Genomic DNA, 14,114 nt, shown 5'->3' on the forward strand with positions numbered 1-14,114 from the left:
ATCCGGACAATGAGTGATTCCAGCGGCGATCCGTCAGAGAAGCCGCGGGGCGGCGTCGGCGACGAACGCCGCCCACCCGCACCGGCGGGCCTCCCGCTCCTCGGCAACGCCGTCGGGTTCGCGCGGGATCCGTTCGAGTTCACCGTCGACGCCGTCGAGGAGGTCGGCGACGCATTCCGCATCGACCTCCCCGTCGGGGACCGCTACGTCCTCGCGCATCCGGACTATGCAGAGCGCGTCCTCGTCACCGACCGCGACGCGTTCGCGAAGACCGACGACTTCCCGCTCGCGTTCGGTAACAGCGTCATCGCCGTCGAGGGCGACGACTGGCGCGAGCAGCGTGATTTTCTGGATCCGTTCTTCTTCGCATCGCGGATTCAGTCGTTCCTCCCGACGATGCGCGAGCAGGTCGTCCGCCGCGCCGACTCGTGGACCGACGGCCAGGAGATCGCGCTTCTGTCCGAGATGCAAGAACTAACCTTCGACATCCTCGCGACGACGCTTCTCGGCATCGACGCAGGCGCTGACCGCGACGGTTTGCGGGCGGCCGCAGACGATCTGAACGCCTACTTCGAGCCGGTGACGTGGATGCTCCCCGACTGGCTGCCGACACCTGCTCGGCGTCGCTTCGATGCAGCCAAGGCGACCCTCCGCGAGGAGGTATATTCGCTGCTGGAGAACGCCGACAGAACAGCTGCAGACGACCCAGCGGAGGGCGTCGACCTCGTGGCGACGCTCGCGACGGCGCTGAACGCCGACGCATCGGACGACGCCGATAGCTACCCCCGCGAGACGGACGCCGCTATCGATCAACTGATCGGTCTCGTCTTCGCCGGTCACGAGACGACTGCGCTCGCGCTGACGTTTACGCTGTACTGTCTCACAGAGAACCCCGAGGCGTACCGACGCGTGGAAGCCGAACTCGACGACGTCCTCGGTGACGACCCGATTCGGTGGGAACACCTCGACGACCTCCCGACGCTCGCGCGCGTCGTCGACGAGAGCCTCCGCCTGTATCCGCCAGTCCACGCGCTCCCGCGAGAAACGAAGCACCCTGTGAGGTTCGATGACGACGTCGTCCCCGAAGGCGCCGAAGTGCTCGTTTCGGTCTTCGCGATGCATCACGACGAGCGTTTCTGGGACGACCCGACGACGTTCGATCCGACGCGGTGGCGTGACCGAGACCGCTCGGCGGACGCGTATCTCCCATTCGGTGCGGGCCCGCGGCGGTGTCTCGGTGCGACCTTCGCGCGCGTCGAAGCGCGGGTCGCGCTGGCGGAACTCCTCCGGCGGTTCCGATTCGAGCGCGTCGGGGACGGAGCACTGTCGCTCTCGCCGCAGATGACGACCCAACCGGCGGGTGAAGTGCCGATGATCGTTCGTCGGCGCTAGCGCCGGTGGCGCAGCAGAAAACCGAAACGGTGACAGTCTACACGCGGGCCGCGACGTCGGCCTCAGTCACGATGCCGATCGTTTCGCCGCTCTCGACGACGAGGACAGCCGAGTGGTGATCGAGCGCGGCGTCGATCTCCTCAAGCGTCGCCGAACGCTCGACTGTCGTGACCGACTCGCGCATCACGTCGGCGACGGGGAGCGTCCCGACGTCGTCGTTCTCCTGTGCGTGCCGGATGTCGCTGTTCGAGATGATGCCGACGGGGCGGCCATCGCGGATGACGGGCAACTGTGAGAAGCCCTCGTCGAGCATCACGTCGCGTGCGAAGTGGACCGAGTCGTCGGGCGCGACGCTCGTGACGTCCTCGTTCATCAGGTCGTCCGCGCGGACGACGCTGCCTTCGGCCTCTTCGAGCGCGTTCACGATCCGACGGAGCGTCGAGAGCCGCGGATCGACGTCGCCGCCTTCGATCCGCGCGATGAGCGGCTGGGAGACGCTTGCCATCTCGGCGAGCGTGCTCTGCGTCAGGTCCAACTCCGTGCGGCGTTGGCGCAGATCCTGCGGGGTCGGAAGTTCCATAGCACTAATTACCCGAGGTTATAGGAAAGTGTTTCGGGGTCGTCGCCGGGGACCCCAAGTAGGCCAGCGGACGGTCCGGATCGGGTTAGCGGTCGTCGCGGTCGTCCTCGTCGGCTTCGGTCTCGATAACGTCGATGACCGAGAGCGGGACGTCACGGAGCGCGCCGCCGACTTCGCTCTTGGCGATACGCGACGCGTGTTCCTCGCTGTCGGCGTTGAACACGTCGATCTCGAGTAGTAGCCCGACGAGCGCAGTGTTCGCAGCGATGAACGCGGAGTCGAACGGTTCGCCACAAGCCGGACACGGCGTCGCCCCGACTTCGACCTCGACGTACTCTTTGTCTTTGTCGTTGAGTCGCTTTCCGGCCTCGCTGACCGCGACGCCGATAGCGTCGTCGATGTCCTCGACGTCGCGGACCAGCCACGCGGCCTCCATCGCGACGAGATAGTTGCTCATACGCTGAGGACGCACTGCGGGGTTTCGTGTCTTGTGGTTCGCACGCGCCAGTGCGAGTGATTGTCACCGATTCGCCCCGGTGTCGGGCGCGTACGCGACGACAATACTGCGCATAACTTATGCCGACGAACAGTGCGGATGACCGCGTTCGTACGACGTGACCCCGGCTTCGGACAACTGTTCTTGTGGTGTCGCAAAGTCGGCTTGAATCGCACGACAGCGTGGACGTCTACCTCTCCGTCGACGAGGAAGATTTATATACTACCGTCGCCGCCAGCACGCTAAGGCGATGATGACAGACCTGCACCGGGGCGCGGCCTTCCTGCTGTATCAGACGACGCTCCTCTTCGGCATCCTGGCGATGCCGATCGCGCTGTTCGCGCGGCGACTGGGGCTCACCCTGCCCGTTCGACCACTCATCGAGTCCGCCGAGCGGACCTACGAGCGCGCCGAGGGACGCGGCCAGCGCCGCTAAACGGATCGGGATTTTGGGCGTCCAGAACGGTTCTGAGTGGCAACGCGACGCAGTTCTCGCAACGACTATAGTAGCATTTGCACGTCTTCACGCATCGGACCGTACGCTGTCGTGCGATTAGATGAGCAATCAGTTGCAAATGCTACTATGGCTTGGTTGACGGTGTCACGCGGGCGGAAACGACGATCGACACAGAGACACCTGCCGATGTGTCGCCGTCGCGGTCGATACTGGCAACAGCAGTGGGAAGGGTGGCATTTATCAGCGGTGGGCGACAACACCGGGTAATGCGTACTCCTACGAGTGATGACGTTTCGGGGCGTCTCGATCCGCTGAACGGTGAGCACTCCGACGTCTTTTCGCCGGAACTTGGCGAGTTCTCAAACGCCGAACAACGAGCCGAACAGATGGGCGACAAAGAGACCAAGACGGGAACGACGACCGTCGGTCTGAAAACGTCCGAGGGAGTCGTCCTCGCGACGGATATGCGCGCCAGCCTCGGTCGGATGGTCTCCTCGAAAAACGTCCAGAAGGTCGAAGAGATCCACCCGAGAGGCGCGCTGACGATCGCGGGCTCCGTCTCGGCCGCACAGTCGCTCATCAGTTCGATCCGCGCCGAAGTGCGACTTTACGAGTCCCGACGTGGCGAGGATATGAGTATGCAGGCGCTCTCGACGCTCCTCGGGAACTTCCTCCGCTCGGGCGCGTTCTTCATCGTCCAGCCGATCCTCGGCGGCGTCGACGAGGACGGCCCCCACATCTACAGCATCGACCCCGCCGGGTCGATTCTCGAAGAGGAGTACACCGTCACGGGCTCCGGTAGTCAGTACGCCCTCGGTGTCCTCGAACAGGAGTACAACGAGGACCTCTCGATCGAGGAGGCCAAGTCCGTCGCCGCGCGCGCCATCAAAAGCGCCGTCGAGCGCGACCTCGCGTCCGGTAACGGGATCAACGTCTGTGTCGTCACCGAGGACGGCGTCGACATCACCCAGCACAAGGACTTCGACGAGGTCCTGTAAGGCCGAGCGTTCGGGACTCGCCCCCGATCGATCTTCGACCCGTCTCGCTTCTCCTACAACCAGTCCGCGAACGACCCGTCCAGCAGTGTCTCCCGCTGTTTCCGGACGTAGTCGCGCTGCATCTCCGCGACGGCGTCGGCGAATGAGTCGCCGTCGGCGAGGTACTCTCTGACCCGATCGACCTTCCAGTCGGCCGGCGTCGTCTCGTGTTCGACGCGCGCACGGAGGGGGTCGACGTACTTCTCGGCCTCCGCTTCCGAGCAGCCAGCAGCGGTGAGCCCGTCGACCGCGTGTGCGAAGATGTCGTCGTAGACCGTCTCGGGGTCCATCGTCTCGACACCGTCGTTACAGATCCACCGCTGGCCGCTGTCGAGTCCGTCCCGCATCGCCGCATAGAAGTTCTCCCTGGCGGTCGACCACGGCTGATCCGTCGCGGGGTGGCGACGTCGCGGGAGACTCTCCATCAGTCCGGCGAACGTCGCCTGGAACGCGATCGAGTCGCGGACGGTCGGCTGTGCCGCGATCGGTCGGAACTCGATGCGCGCGTTCGCCGAAGACCGCGACGCGCCGTCGAAGACTGGGCGGACCCAGCGCCAGTAGGTGCCGTGCTTGCGACGGAGCGTGGCGAACTCGTCGTCGAAGCGATTCCCTTCGGGGACGGGCATCGGGACCATCGTCGCATCGCTCGCGACCCGGTCGACCGCCTGCTCGACGGTGTCGAGGTCCTCGGGGAAGCACACTTTCTTCACGTCCTCCGTGTTGAGGACGGACTCGAACACGAGGATGCGGTGCTCGGCGTAGCCGTCGGCGAGGATCTTCTGCGCGCCGACGTCGTCGTAGAGGTCCGGCGGGAAGAACGGGGAGTTGACGCCGAGCGCGAGGAGCGGTCCGGCGATCCGGAGCCCGTAGTTGAAGTACGTCGGGAGATCGGCGGCGTGTGCGACCTGGTAGTGCGGCTGAATCGAGGTGATGAGTGACTCCGGCATCACGGTGTCGGCCGAGAGCGTGACGTTGGGTGCGTCGATCGTCATCTGCTCGGGCGACGCCGGGCCGTTCGCCATCGCGTGATACCGGACCGAGCCGCTCATATTCGTCGCGATCCGGATGCCGTCGGCCTCGACGCTGTCGGTGAGGTACTCGCGGGCCGTCTCGCCGGCCGGCGGGATCGTCCACAGGCCGTCGCTCACGAGGCGGATCCCCTCTGCCCCGGTACAGTCGAGCGCCGCGCCCAGTCGCGCACGGACTTCCGATTCCTGCGCACGGAGGCCGTCGGGGTTCAGGGGCTGCGGACTGGTCGTCATCTCGGCGTTGTGGAGGCCGAGTTCCTTCTCGAAGCCGATGAGTTCGAGCAGCCGACGCGGCACGCGCATCAGCGCGTAGACGTCGGCGTCGTCGGAGGCCGCCCATCGGCCGTCGGCGACGGCGTAGAACTCGTACTCCAGGCCCACGATCGACTGGTGGTTGTCGAAGGTTCCCTCCCTGAGTTCGGACTTCACCACCTCGGCGTCCGTCCGCGCCTGCGCCTCGAACTCCTCGGGGTCGACGGCGAGCGCGTCCCGTACCGACGCCGCCAGGTCCTCAGTCATAGCCCACCCTGGGCGGGCGGACGGCTTCAAACCCGTGGCTTCCAGCGGGAACCGGCGCCGACATCTTCGTCCCGAGTCGGCGGACTCTTGTCGGCGTGGCGGCTACGCTCGCCCGATGCAGTTCGCCGAGTTCGCCGCACGCGCTGCCGAAATCGAGGACGAGCCGGGGGATCTAGCGACTGTCGACCACGTCTGTGACCTCCTCGGCGACGCTGGCACGGACCTCCCGGTCGTCGTCCGGTTCCTCCAGGGTCGGGTGTTCCCCGCCTGGGACGCGACGACGCTCGATATCGGTCCGGCACTCCTCCACGAAGCGATCGCCCGCGCCGCGGGGCAGAACGTCGACGCCGACGACGTCGAGGCGGAACTCGCTGACGTCGGTGAGATCGGCGCGGTCGCGGCGACCTACGAGTTCGGCGGCCAGCGCGGCCTCGGCGCGTTCTCCGGCGGCGGGCCGGACGAGTTGACCGTCGCAGAAGTCGACGAGCAACTCCGCGAGATCGCGGCGACGATCGGCGCGGGCAGCGAGCGCAGACGGCTCGATACGCTGTTCGGGCTGTTCAACCGGGCCTCCGCCACCGAGGCGAAGTTCCTCGCCCGGTTGGTCCTCGGCGAGATGCGGATCGGCGTCGGGGAGGGAACGGTCCGGGACGCCATCGCCGAAGCGTTCCTCGATATCGACGTAGAGGACGCAAACGCGGACGGAGAAGAGGTGATGGACGCAAACGCCGACGAACTCACAAACGCGGATCCGGATCCGGACGACACGGATGGCGACGGCGACCCCGCCGATAGTGACACACCCGACAGCACGAGCGGCGCAGGCGACGATAGGGACGACCCCGTCGCTGCCGTCGAGCGCGCCCTCCAAGTCTCGAACGACTACGGGATGGTCGCGCGCGTCGCTCGCGAGGCGGGCCGCGAAGGTCTCGCCGACGTCGGCCTCGAAGTCGGTCGCCCGGTGCAGGCGATGCTCGCGCAGGCCGGCAGCGTCACCGAGGCGATCGACGAGTGGGGCGAGGCGCTCGTCGAGACAAAATTCGACGGCGCACGGGTCCAGGTCCACTACGACGGGGAGACGACAGCGCTCTTCTCGCGGAATATGGACGACGTGACCGACCCGCTCCCGGAGGTCGTCGAGTTCGTCGAGTCGGCGGTCGACGTGCCTGTCGTCCTCGACGGCGAAGTGGTCGCGGTCGACGACGACGGCGCGCCACTCCCCTTTCAGGAGGTACTGCGTCGCTTCCGCCGGAAGTACGACGTCGAACAGATGCGCGAGGAGGTCCGCGTCGAACTGCGCGCGTTCGACTGTCTGCACGCCGACGGCGACGACCTGCTCGACACGCCGCTGACCGAGCGCCACGAGCGACTCGCGGAACTGCTCGACGACACCGACGCCGTCTCCGACATCGGCGCCGCAGCCGACCCCGACGAGGTCGCGACGATCGAGGAAGCGGCCCTCGAAGCGGGCCACGAGGGGATTATGCTGAAGGATCCCCAGTCGACGTACGCGCCCGGCAAGCGCGGCCGGAACTGGCTGAAGCGCAAGCCCGACGTGGAGACGCTGGATCTTGTCGTCACCGGCGCGGAGTGGGGCGAAGGCCGCCGGGCGAACCTCCTGGGGACGTTTCTGCTGTCGGCGCGGGCGGACGGTGCAGACGACCGAGCCGGCGGCGGTACTGCCGGCGACGACGCCTACGTCACACTCGGGAAAGTCGCGACCGGGATCACCGACGAGGCACTCGAATCTCTGACCGAACGACTGACCCCGCATATCGAACACGAAGACGGTCAGACGGTGTCGATCGAGCCAGCGGTCGTCTTCGAGGTCGGTTACGAGGAGATCCAGCACTCGCCGACCTACTCGTCGGGCTACGCCCTCCGGTTCCCGCGATTCGTCGGCGTCCGCGAGGACAAATCGCCGGCCGACGCCGACAGCCTCGGCCGCGTGGAGCGACTGGCAGACGAGCAGTAGTCGCACGACAGACGAACAGTCGTCACGCGGCAGACGAACAGCCGTCGCAGTGGCCGGCCCTCGACTGTCGTTGTCGCGGTGGCCGGCCCTCGACTGCCCGCTAGTCGCGCTGAGAAGCGTCGTCGCAGTCGCCCTCGATGCTACTCCGCGCTCCGCTCGGCGCGAGGTGGTTCACGCTCCCCGATCCGCCGATGGCTGCCGACCGTTCGATGGCGGCGCGGGTGAACGCGACACCCTGTTCGACGGCCTCAGCGAGGGGATCGCCGTGAGCCACCCGCGCCGTGATCGCACTCGCGAGTGTGCACCCCGATCCGTGAGTTTGTGCGTTCTCGATCCGCTCGTGCTCGAACGTCGCTGTCGGGAGGCGGTCGCCCGTTCCCGAGTCCGCCGCCGTGTAGAGGACGTCGCGGACGACGGTACCGCCTTCGTCGCCCTCGTCGGCGTGTCCGTCCGCCGCCTCGTGCACGTGCCCGCCTTTGAACAGCACGGCGTCGGCCCCCCACTCGAAGAACTGCGCGGCGGCGGACGCCCGCGACTCGGGTCCATCCGGCCAGATTCCGGTGAACGCCTCGGTTTCGTCGGCGTTCGGCGTGACGAGCGTCGCGCGAGCGAACAGGTCGGTGTAGGCGTCCACGGCGTCTGCCGCGAGGAGTCGGTCGCCGGCGGTCGCGACCATCACGGGGTCGATCACGACGGGGCCGTCGTAGTCCGCGAGGCACTGATCCACCGTTCTGACGGCGTCCGCTGTCGCGAGCATCCCGAGTTTCACCGCGTCGACGTCGACGTCGCCCGCGACGGCGTCGAACTGCGCGCGGACGTCCGCGGGCGGGAGGACGTGGGTCGATTCGACGCCCTGTGTGTGCTGGGCGGTGACGGCGACGACGACCGAACCGCCGTACGCGCCGAGTCGCGTCAGCGTCTTCAAATCGGCCTGCAGACCCGCGCCGCCGCTGGAATCGCTCGACGCGATTGTGAGCGCGTAGGGGGGTCGCTGCGGATCTGCTCGGGTCATTCGTAATGCGTCTTTGCGGTGGGCACGCGCGCGATGCGGTCCTTTGCATTCGAGAGCGACGCAGGGTCGAGTCCAGCCACGGCGTCTTTGAATGCGACCTCGTAACTCGCCGGCCCCGCGTAGTCGCCGTACTCGCCTGCGGCCGCCGCTTCACCGGCGAGGCCGAACGCGACGGTGCCGGCCAGCGCCGCCGACAGCGGATCCTCGACCGCGCCGCAGAACGCGGCGAGCGTGCCGCCGAGGAGACACCCGGTCCCGACGACCTCACCCATCAGCGAGTGGCCGACGTCGACCTCGAACGCCGCCTCGTCGGTGGCCACGACGTCCGTCTTCCCCGAGGCGACGACGACCGCGTCCGTCTGGCGCGCACACGCCATCGCGGTCTCGGCGATGTCCGCGTGTTCGCCGGTGGATTCGACGCCGCGAACGTCGCTGTGCTCGCCCGCGAGGGCGGCGATCTCGCCGCGATTTCCCTTGATGACGTCGACCGCGAGATCGCGCGTCAAGCGCTCGGCGACGCGCGAACGGGTCGGCGTCGCCCCGGCACCGACGGGGTCGACGACGAGCGCAGACCCGTGCGCTGACGCGGCGCGTCCAGCAGTCACCATCGTCTCCTCGCCGGCCTCGCTGACGGTGCCCATATTGAGCAGGCACGCCTGGGAGGCGGCGACCATCTCCTCGACCTCCCGGACGTCGTCGGACATCACCGGGAGGCCGCCCCAGTGGAGGATGACGTTCGCGACCGCGTTCACGGTCACGTCGTTCGTGATCGCGTTGACCAACGGCGTCGCCGCCTCGACTGCGGCGAGCGCCTCTTTGGGACCGACGGCCTCGCTCATCGCTGCCGGGCCTCCGGGGACTCGGCGGCCGACCGGACGCGCTGGCGCAACTGCCGGGTGGCCGCCTCGGGGTCGGCGGCGGCCGTGATCGCAGAGACGACCGCGACGCCCGCAGCACCTGCTTCGATCACTGGGGCGGCGTTTTCGGGCGTGACGCCACCGATCCCGACGGTCGGAACGTCGACCGCGTCGGCGATCGCCGCGACGGTTTCGGTCCCGATCTCTGCGCTGTCGCCGTCGACGTCCTTCGTATCGGTCCCGTAGACGGCACCGACGCCCAGGTAGTCCGCACCGGCCCGCTCGGCGTCGCGCGCCGCGGCGGGCGTCGAGACGGACCGGCCGACGATGGCCGCCGAACCGAGAACGTCGCGGGCGGCCGCAACCGGGAGGTCGTCGTCGCCGAGGTGGACTCCGTCGGCGTCGAGGGCAGCGGCCAGATCCACGCGGTCGTTCACGAGGAACGGCACGCCTGCTTCACGAGTCCGCTCGCGGACCGCCTGGCCCAATTCGTAGCGCTGGCGAGCGCTCGCGTGCTTCTCACGGAGTTGCACGACGTCGATGCCCCCTTCGATGGCAGCGTCGACGACCTCGATTGTCGACCGGCCAGCGGCTCGATCGGCTTGGGTGACGAGATACGTCCGAAGCGACGGAACCGCCTGAGTAGGTCCTGAACCTGAATCCATTATCTGGTAGTACCACAAACTAATACAAGAAAAAGGTTCTGTGACTTCTCGCTGGCTGGGTACAGCGCGTCGATAACAGCGCAGGGATAGACGCCGCCCACGGGGGGTCAGAGTTCGTTTCGGAGGGTCCGGCAGGACGTGAAAACTGGCTACTCGGCGGTTTCGTCGGCGTCGTAGACTTCGATATCGTCGACTGTGATCACGACCGGGTGGCCCCAGATGATCGTCGACAATGCCACGTCGTCACGGGCCGATTCGAACAGCGCGTCGAGGGCATCGAGGTCGATCCACTCGTAGAGCGGATCGCGTCCCGAGAGGTCGACGTCGAGCGGCGTCGTCGCGAATGCCGAGACGATGGCGTCGACGAAGTTTTCGTCACCGTCGCGGGCGTACGTGACCACCGGCGCAGAATCCGTGAGTTCGGCCATCGTGGTGCCTCGCTTGGTGGTACTCATACGTTGCTCCACCGCGTCGGGTGATAAAAAGACAACCGCTCGAATATCGCATTCGATATTTTACACTCCGGATCCCGAACTCGGTCACGCAGAAGTTCGATCGACCGAGAACGCGAGTGTGACCGACCTTACAGCACGCCCATCGACGAGAGGCGCTCGGGAAGGTACGTCTCGGTGACGAAATCGAGCCCGCGGGCGGCGAGCGCCTGCTGTTCGGCCTTCTTTTCGAGGTCGAGTTGCAGTTCGATCTGCTCGGTCCAGTAGTCCCTCTGGAAGCGCGGGTCCTCCAGTTCGGATTCGAGGGCGTTGATGTCGGAGTCTGCCAGCGGATCGGTCGGGAGGTCGTACTCGACGATGTCCTCCGGTTGGATTCCCACGAACCGCGCCTCCGGCGTCGCGAGGTACTCCGAGAGGTGCGCGGACTTGATCGAGCCGTAGGCGACGGAGCCGTAGATCCGGTAGGACCACGGGTCGCCGTCTGTGAACACCACGACCGGCAGGTCGAGTTCGTCGTGGAGTCGCTTCGTGATCCGCCGCGTCGCTCGCGCGGGCTGGCCCTTCAGGTGAACGACGAGGCAGTTGTACTCGTCGTCGAAGCCGTTCTCCACGAGGCGGTCGCGCATCCCACCGGTCTCCACGCAGAGGACGAAGTCGATGTCGTGATCGAGGAAGTCGATCGTGTCTGGGTTGTTCGGGATCTGATAGCCGCCCTCGCCGACGTCCTTCTGACAGTGGATCTCGCGCTCGCCGCGGCGGGTCTGCTCTCGAAGCTCCAGCGGCCCCATAAGCGTCGCGCCCGACTCCTCGGGCCGCATGTGGAAGTCCTCGCGGGTGACCTCCGAGACGATTTCGAGGTCTTCGACCAGTTGGTTCGACTCGTCTTGGCTCTTGAACTGCGCCTCCTCGTTGTCCCACGACTCAGAGAGGTAGTACAGCTCACGCAGCGTCGAGGAGCGATCCTCCTCTAACTGATTGACGAGGAACTCGATCGTATACGACGCCTTCAGCAACTTCCGAGCGCCGCGGACGCTGTTGGCCGTGCGGGTCGACGTTCGGTCGCCGTAGACCCACACGTTCGAGTCCTCGTCGAAGACGATGTTCGATTTCGTCCGCGTGGGGATGTCCATATGCGGTACCTCGCCCGCCGCGAACTGGTCGTAGAACTCCGCGGCGAGGTCGACGAGGCGTTCCTGTGCGAGTTCGTCGTCCTGTTTCGTGCTCATAGTAGCTTAGGCGTTGATCGTCAGTTTCTCGGTCTCGACGCCGTCGACGTCGACGTCGAACGACGCGTCTCCCGAAACCGTGTATGTCAGTTCGACCGACTCGCCCGCCGGCACCGACGGCTCCCACGAGACGAACCACTCGCCGTCGAGGTCGACGACGCTTGCGTCCTCGGGGAGGTCCGACGGCTCGGCGGAAACGATGTCGGTGATCTCCGGCTCCTCGGTCCGGTCGGAGTGATTCTCGACGACGAGCGTGACGGCGTCGCCGTCGACCTCGCGCTCGACGCTCACGTTGTTCATAATCCGGGCGAGCGCGCCGTCGATGTTCGGCCGCGGCCGGCCCGTGACCTCCGAGAGCTTGTCGGCCATCTCGGGCAGAATCCGTCCGAGAACGTCCTGTTTCTTCCGGCGCTTCTGCATCGAGCGCCGCTTGTTGAGGTAGGATTTGAGGTCGCGGGCGGCCTCCCGAATCGCGAGTTCGATCTCGTCTTCGATCTCGGGGATGTTCGCGATGGCGTCTTTCGACTCGCTCGTGAACGGCACGTTCGTCGAGGCAACGTGGATCATAATCACCGCCGGGCCGTTCGGCATCCCGGAGCCGCCGGGCTGGTCGAGCCCGTAGTTGCGCCAGCCGATGGTCTTCACCACGTCGGTCGTCGCACACGCCCCGCGCTGGTAGACCAGTGGGACGCGGTTCGCGAAGCGGAGCAGGTCGACCGTTCCGTCCTGGAGTTCGCCGCCGTAGGCGATGCCGGCTTCGACGATGAAGGGGTCGCCGCCGTGAACCTCCGCATCGCGAGTCGCCGCCGCGTAGAAGTCGGCGTCGAACTCCTTTTTCAGGCCGGCCTCGACGAGTTCGGCCGTGATCGGCGAGAGGCAGTTCGTCGGCGGTGCGAGGATGTCGGTCTCGCGCATCGCCTCCAACAACTCGGAGGCGACGTCGCGGTCGTCGGCGATCGCCCGTACCTTCGGGACCTCGTCGGGGACGGTGCGCATCGCAGTCCAGATAGCGTCGACGACGTTCTCGCGGGCGGTGTCGCCGAACGAGACGTCCTCGGAGACCAGCCGATCCGCCGAGCGGTCGACGTAGTCGCGGAGTTCTGCGTACGTGGCGCGGTGGCGGGGATCGCCGCCGCGGAATTTGTCGGCCAGCCGATCGGCCAGCCCAGAGACGGTCGCGTCGTCCTTCCGAGTGCTCGTGGCGTCGTCGACGAGCGGATAGAGGTCGGCTTCGAGACCGGAGGTGAGGACGTCCCACGCGGCCTCGACGGCGTTCTCTCGGACTGTGCTCCCGAACGTCGCCCCGAACTCCTCACCGACGTCGTCGGCGACGGTGTCGACGATGTCCGTGAGCTCTGCGTGCGTCGTCCGCTCACGCGAGGTGAGCGTGTCGTCGACGCGTGCGGCGAACGTCGCGGTCGCCTCCGCGCCCTTGTTGGCGACCGCGTCGTCGATCACGTCTTCGAGCGACGTCTCGGGATCCCGCGGCGCGGCCCAGCCCATCTCGCGACCGAAGTGCCGATCCCGGAAGTTGTTCAGGACCTTCTCGGCCGTCTTCGCGCCGACGCGGGTGAACTCCTCCTGTAGGAACCCCGACACCGAGTACGACTCGGTCGCGCCGAGCATCTTGATGAGCGTCCCGAGTTCGACGCCGTGGGGGTGCGGACGGATCTCCTCCGTCTCGGCCGGGAGGTCTGCGCCCTCGACGCGCTCGTAGTGCCGCGGTTCGTCCAGTCCGGGCTCGTTGAGAACGAGCCGCGCGTGGGGATTGACGACGGCCGTGTGCTTCACGTAGTCGTGGAGCTGTTGGCGCGCCCGCATATTCGCCTCCATCTCCATCTCGATGCGCGTCCCGTGCGTCGGCGAGAGATCGGACTCGCCCGGCGCGCGCTCCTCGTCGACCTGGATCTCCGGCTCGTTGGTGTCGGTGTCGATGATGAGCTCGAAGTACTGGGCGGTTTCGGAGCGCTGCGTGCGGGAGGTGATCTTCGCGGGCTTCCCGGAGGTCAACTGCGAGTACAGAACTGCCGCGGAGATCCCGATCCCCTGCTGTCCGCGGGACTGTTCGCGGGCGTGGAAGCGCGACCCGTAGAGCAGTTTCCCGAAGACTTTCGGGATCTGTTCGCGCGTGATGCCCGGGCCGTTGTCCTCGACGATCAGGGTGTAGTAGTCGCCGGATTCGCGGATTTCGATCGAGATGTCGGGCTTGATTCCGGCTTCCTCGGTGGCGTCGAGCGCGTTGTCGACCGCCTCCTTGACGGCGGTGACGAGCCCTCTCGCGCCCGAGTCGAAGCCGAGCATATGTTTGTTCTTCTCGAAGAACTCGGCGATCGAGATCGCGCGCTGGCCTTCCGCCAGCTCCTCGGCGATCCCGCCTCCTTCCTCCTCGCCGAGCGTCGACTGAAACGAGGTCATTCT

At 66.7% G+C, this 14,114-nt stretch carries 13 protein-coding genes; 4 read left to right on the forward strand and 9 right to left on the reverse strand.

Annotation, left to right across the window (positions count from 1 at the left end; genetic code table 11):
• Positions 1–9 precede the first annotated feature (9 nt).
• On the forward strand, positions 10–1,392 hold the full coding sequence (locus tag D3D02_RS12965; RefSeq protein WP_121570420.1) for a cytochrome P450: 1,383 nt from the start codon (positions 10–12) through the stop codon (positions 1,390–1,392).
• Positions 1,393–1,429: 37 nt separating this feature from the next.
• Here the strand turns inward: D3D02_RS12965 and D3D02_RS12970 are convergent, their stop codons facing one another.
• Together D3D02_RS12970 and D3D02_RS12975 are read right to left on the reverse strand one after the other, a co-directional pair.
• Complete coding sequence (locus D3D02_RS12970; RefSeq protein WP_121570421.1) at positions 1,430–1,972, reverse strand: CBS domain-containing protein; 543 nt, start codon at positions 1,970–1,972, stop codon at positions 1,430–1,432.
• Between the two features lie 85 nt (positions 1,973–2,057).
• Positions 2,058–2,429: a DUF555 domain-containing protein gene (locus tag D3D02_RS12975; RefSeq protein ID WP_121570422.1), complete on the reverse strand. Its 372-nt coding sequence runs from the start codon at positions 2,427–2,429 to the stop codon at positions 2,058–2,060.
• Between the two features lie 289 nt (positions 2,430–2,718).
• Between D3D02_RS12975 and D3D02_RS12980 the strand changes: the two genes are divergently transcribed.
• Both D3D02_RS12980 and psmB read left to right on the forward strand, forming a co-directional pair.
• Positions 2,719–2,904, forward strand: a complete 186-nt coding sequence (locus D3D02_RS12980; protein WP_199723090.1) for a hypothetical protein — start codon at positions 2,719–2,721, stop codon at positions 2,902–2,904.
• Between the two features lie 287 nt (positions 2,905–3,191).
• Positions 3,192–3,923, forward strand: a complete 732-nt coding sequence (gene psmB / locus D3D02_RS12985; protein ID WP_121570423.1) for an archaeal proteasome endopeptidase complex subunit beta — start codon at positions 3,192–3,194, stop codon at positions 3,921–3,923.
• A gap of 53 nt (positions 3,924–3,976) precedes the next feature.
• Here psmB and D3D02_RS12990 read toward each other — a convergent pair whose 3' ends face one another.
• Entirely contained in the window at positions 3,977–5,509 is a 1,533-nt protein-coding gene (locus D3D02_RS12990) for a hypothetical protein (protein ID WP_121570424.1), read from the reverse strand.
• A 115-nt stretch (positions 5,510–5,624) separates the two neighbouring features.
• Here D3D02_RS12990 and ligA point away from each other — a divergent pair, with 115 nt between their 5' ends.
• The gene (gene ligA, locus D3D02_RS12995) at positions 5,625–7,484 is read left to right on the forward strand and encodes an ATP-dependent DNA ligase LigA (protein ID WP_121570425.1); all 1,860 of its coding nucleotides are present in this window, start codon (positions 5,625–5,627) and stop codon (positions 7,482–7,484) included.
• Positions 7,485–7,584: 100 nt separating this feature from the next.
• Here the strand turns inward: ligA and D3D02_RS13000 are convergent, their stop codons facing one another.
• From D3D02_RS13000 to D3D02_RS13025, 6 genes are all read right to left on the reverse strand, one after another.
• Positions 7,585–8,496, reverse strand: a complete 912-nt coding sequence (locus D3D02_RS13000; protein ID WP_121570426.1) for a bifunctional hydroxymethylpyrimidine kinase/phosphomethylpyrimidine kinase — start codon at positions 8,494–8,496, stop codon at positions 7,585–7,587.
• Positions 8,493–9,335: a hydroxyethylthiazole kinase gene (gene thiM, locus D3D02_RS13005; protein WP_121570427.1), complete on the reverse strand. Its 843-nt coding sequence runs from the start codon at positions 9,333–9,335 to the stop codon at positions 8,493–8,495. Before thiM ends, D3D02_RS13000 begins: the two co-directional genes overlap by 4 nt.
• A complete protein-coding gene (gene thiE / locus D3D02_RS13010; RefSeq protein WP_121570428.1) occupies positions 9,332–10,018 on the reverse strand; it encodes a thiamine phosphate synthase in 687 nt (228 codons plus the stop codon). Before thiE ends, thiM begins: the two co-directional genes overlap by 4 nt.
• 149 nt (positions 10,019–10,167) lie before the next feature.
• On the reverse strand, positions 10,168–10,473 hold the full coding sequence (locus D3D02_RS13015) for a HalOD1 output domain-containing protein (protein WP_121570429.1): 306 nt from the start codon (positions 10,471–10,473) through the stop codon (positions 10,168–10,170).
• 128 nt (positions 10,474–10,601) lie between these two features.
• Positions 10,602–11,696: a DNA topoisomerase IV subunit A gene (locus tag D3D02_RS13020; RefSeq protein WP_121570430.1), complete on the reverse strand. Its 1,095-nt coding sequence runs from the start codon at positions 11,694–11,696 to the stop codon at positions 10,602–10,604.
• 6 nt (positions 11,697–11,702) lie between these two features.
• Positions 11,703–14,111 carry a DNA topoisomerase VI subunit B gene (locus D3D02_RS13025; protein WP_121570431.1) on the reverse strand — a complete coding sequence of 803 codons (2,409 nt, stop codon included), beginning with the start codon at positions 14,109–14,111 and terminating at the stop codon, positions 11,703–11,705.
• Between the last annotated feature and the right edge of the window lie 3 nt (positions 14,112–14,114).

Source organism: Halobellus sp. Atlit-38R (assembly GCF_003665925.1).
Taxonomy (GTDB): domain Archaea; phylum Halobacteriota; class Halobacteria; order Halobacteriales; family Haloferacaceae; genus Haloquadratum; species Haloquadratum inordinatus.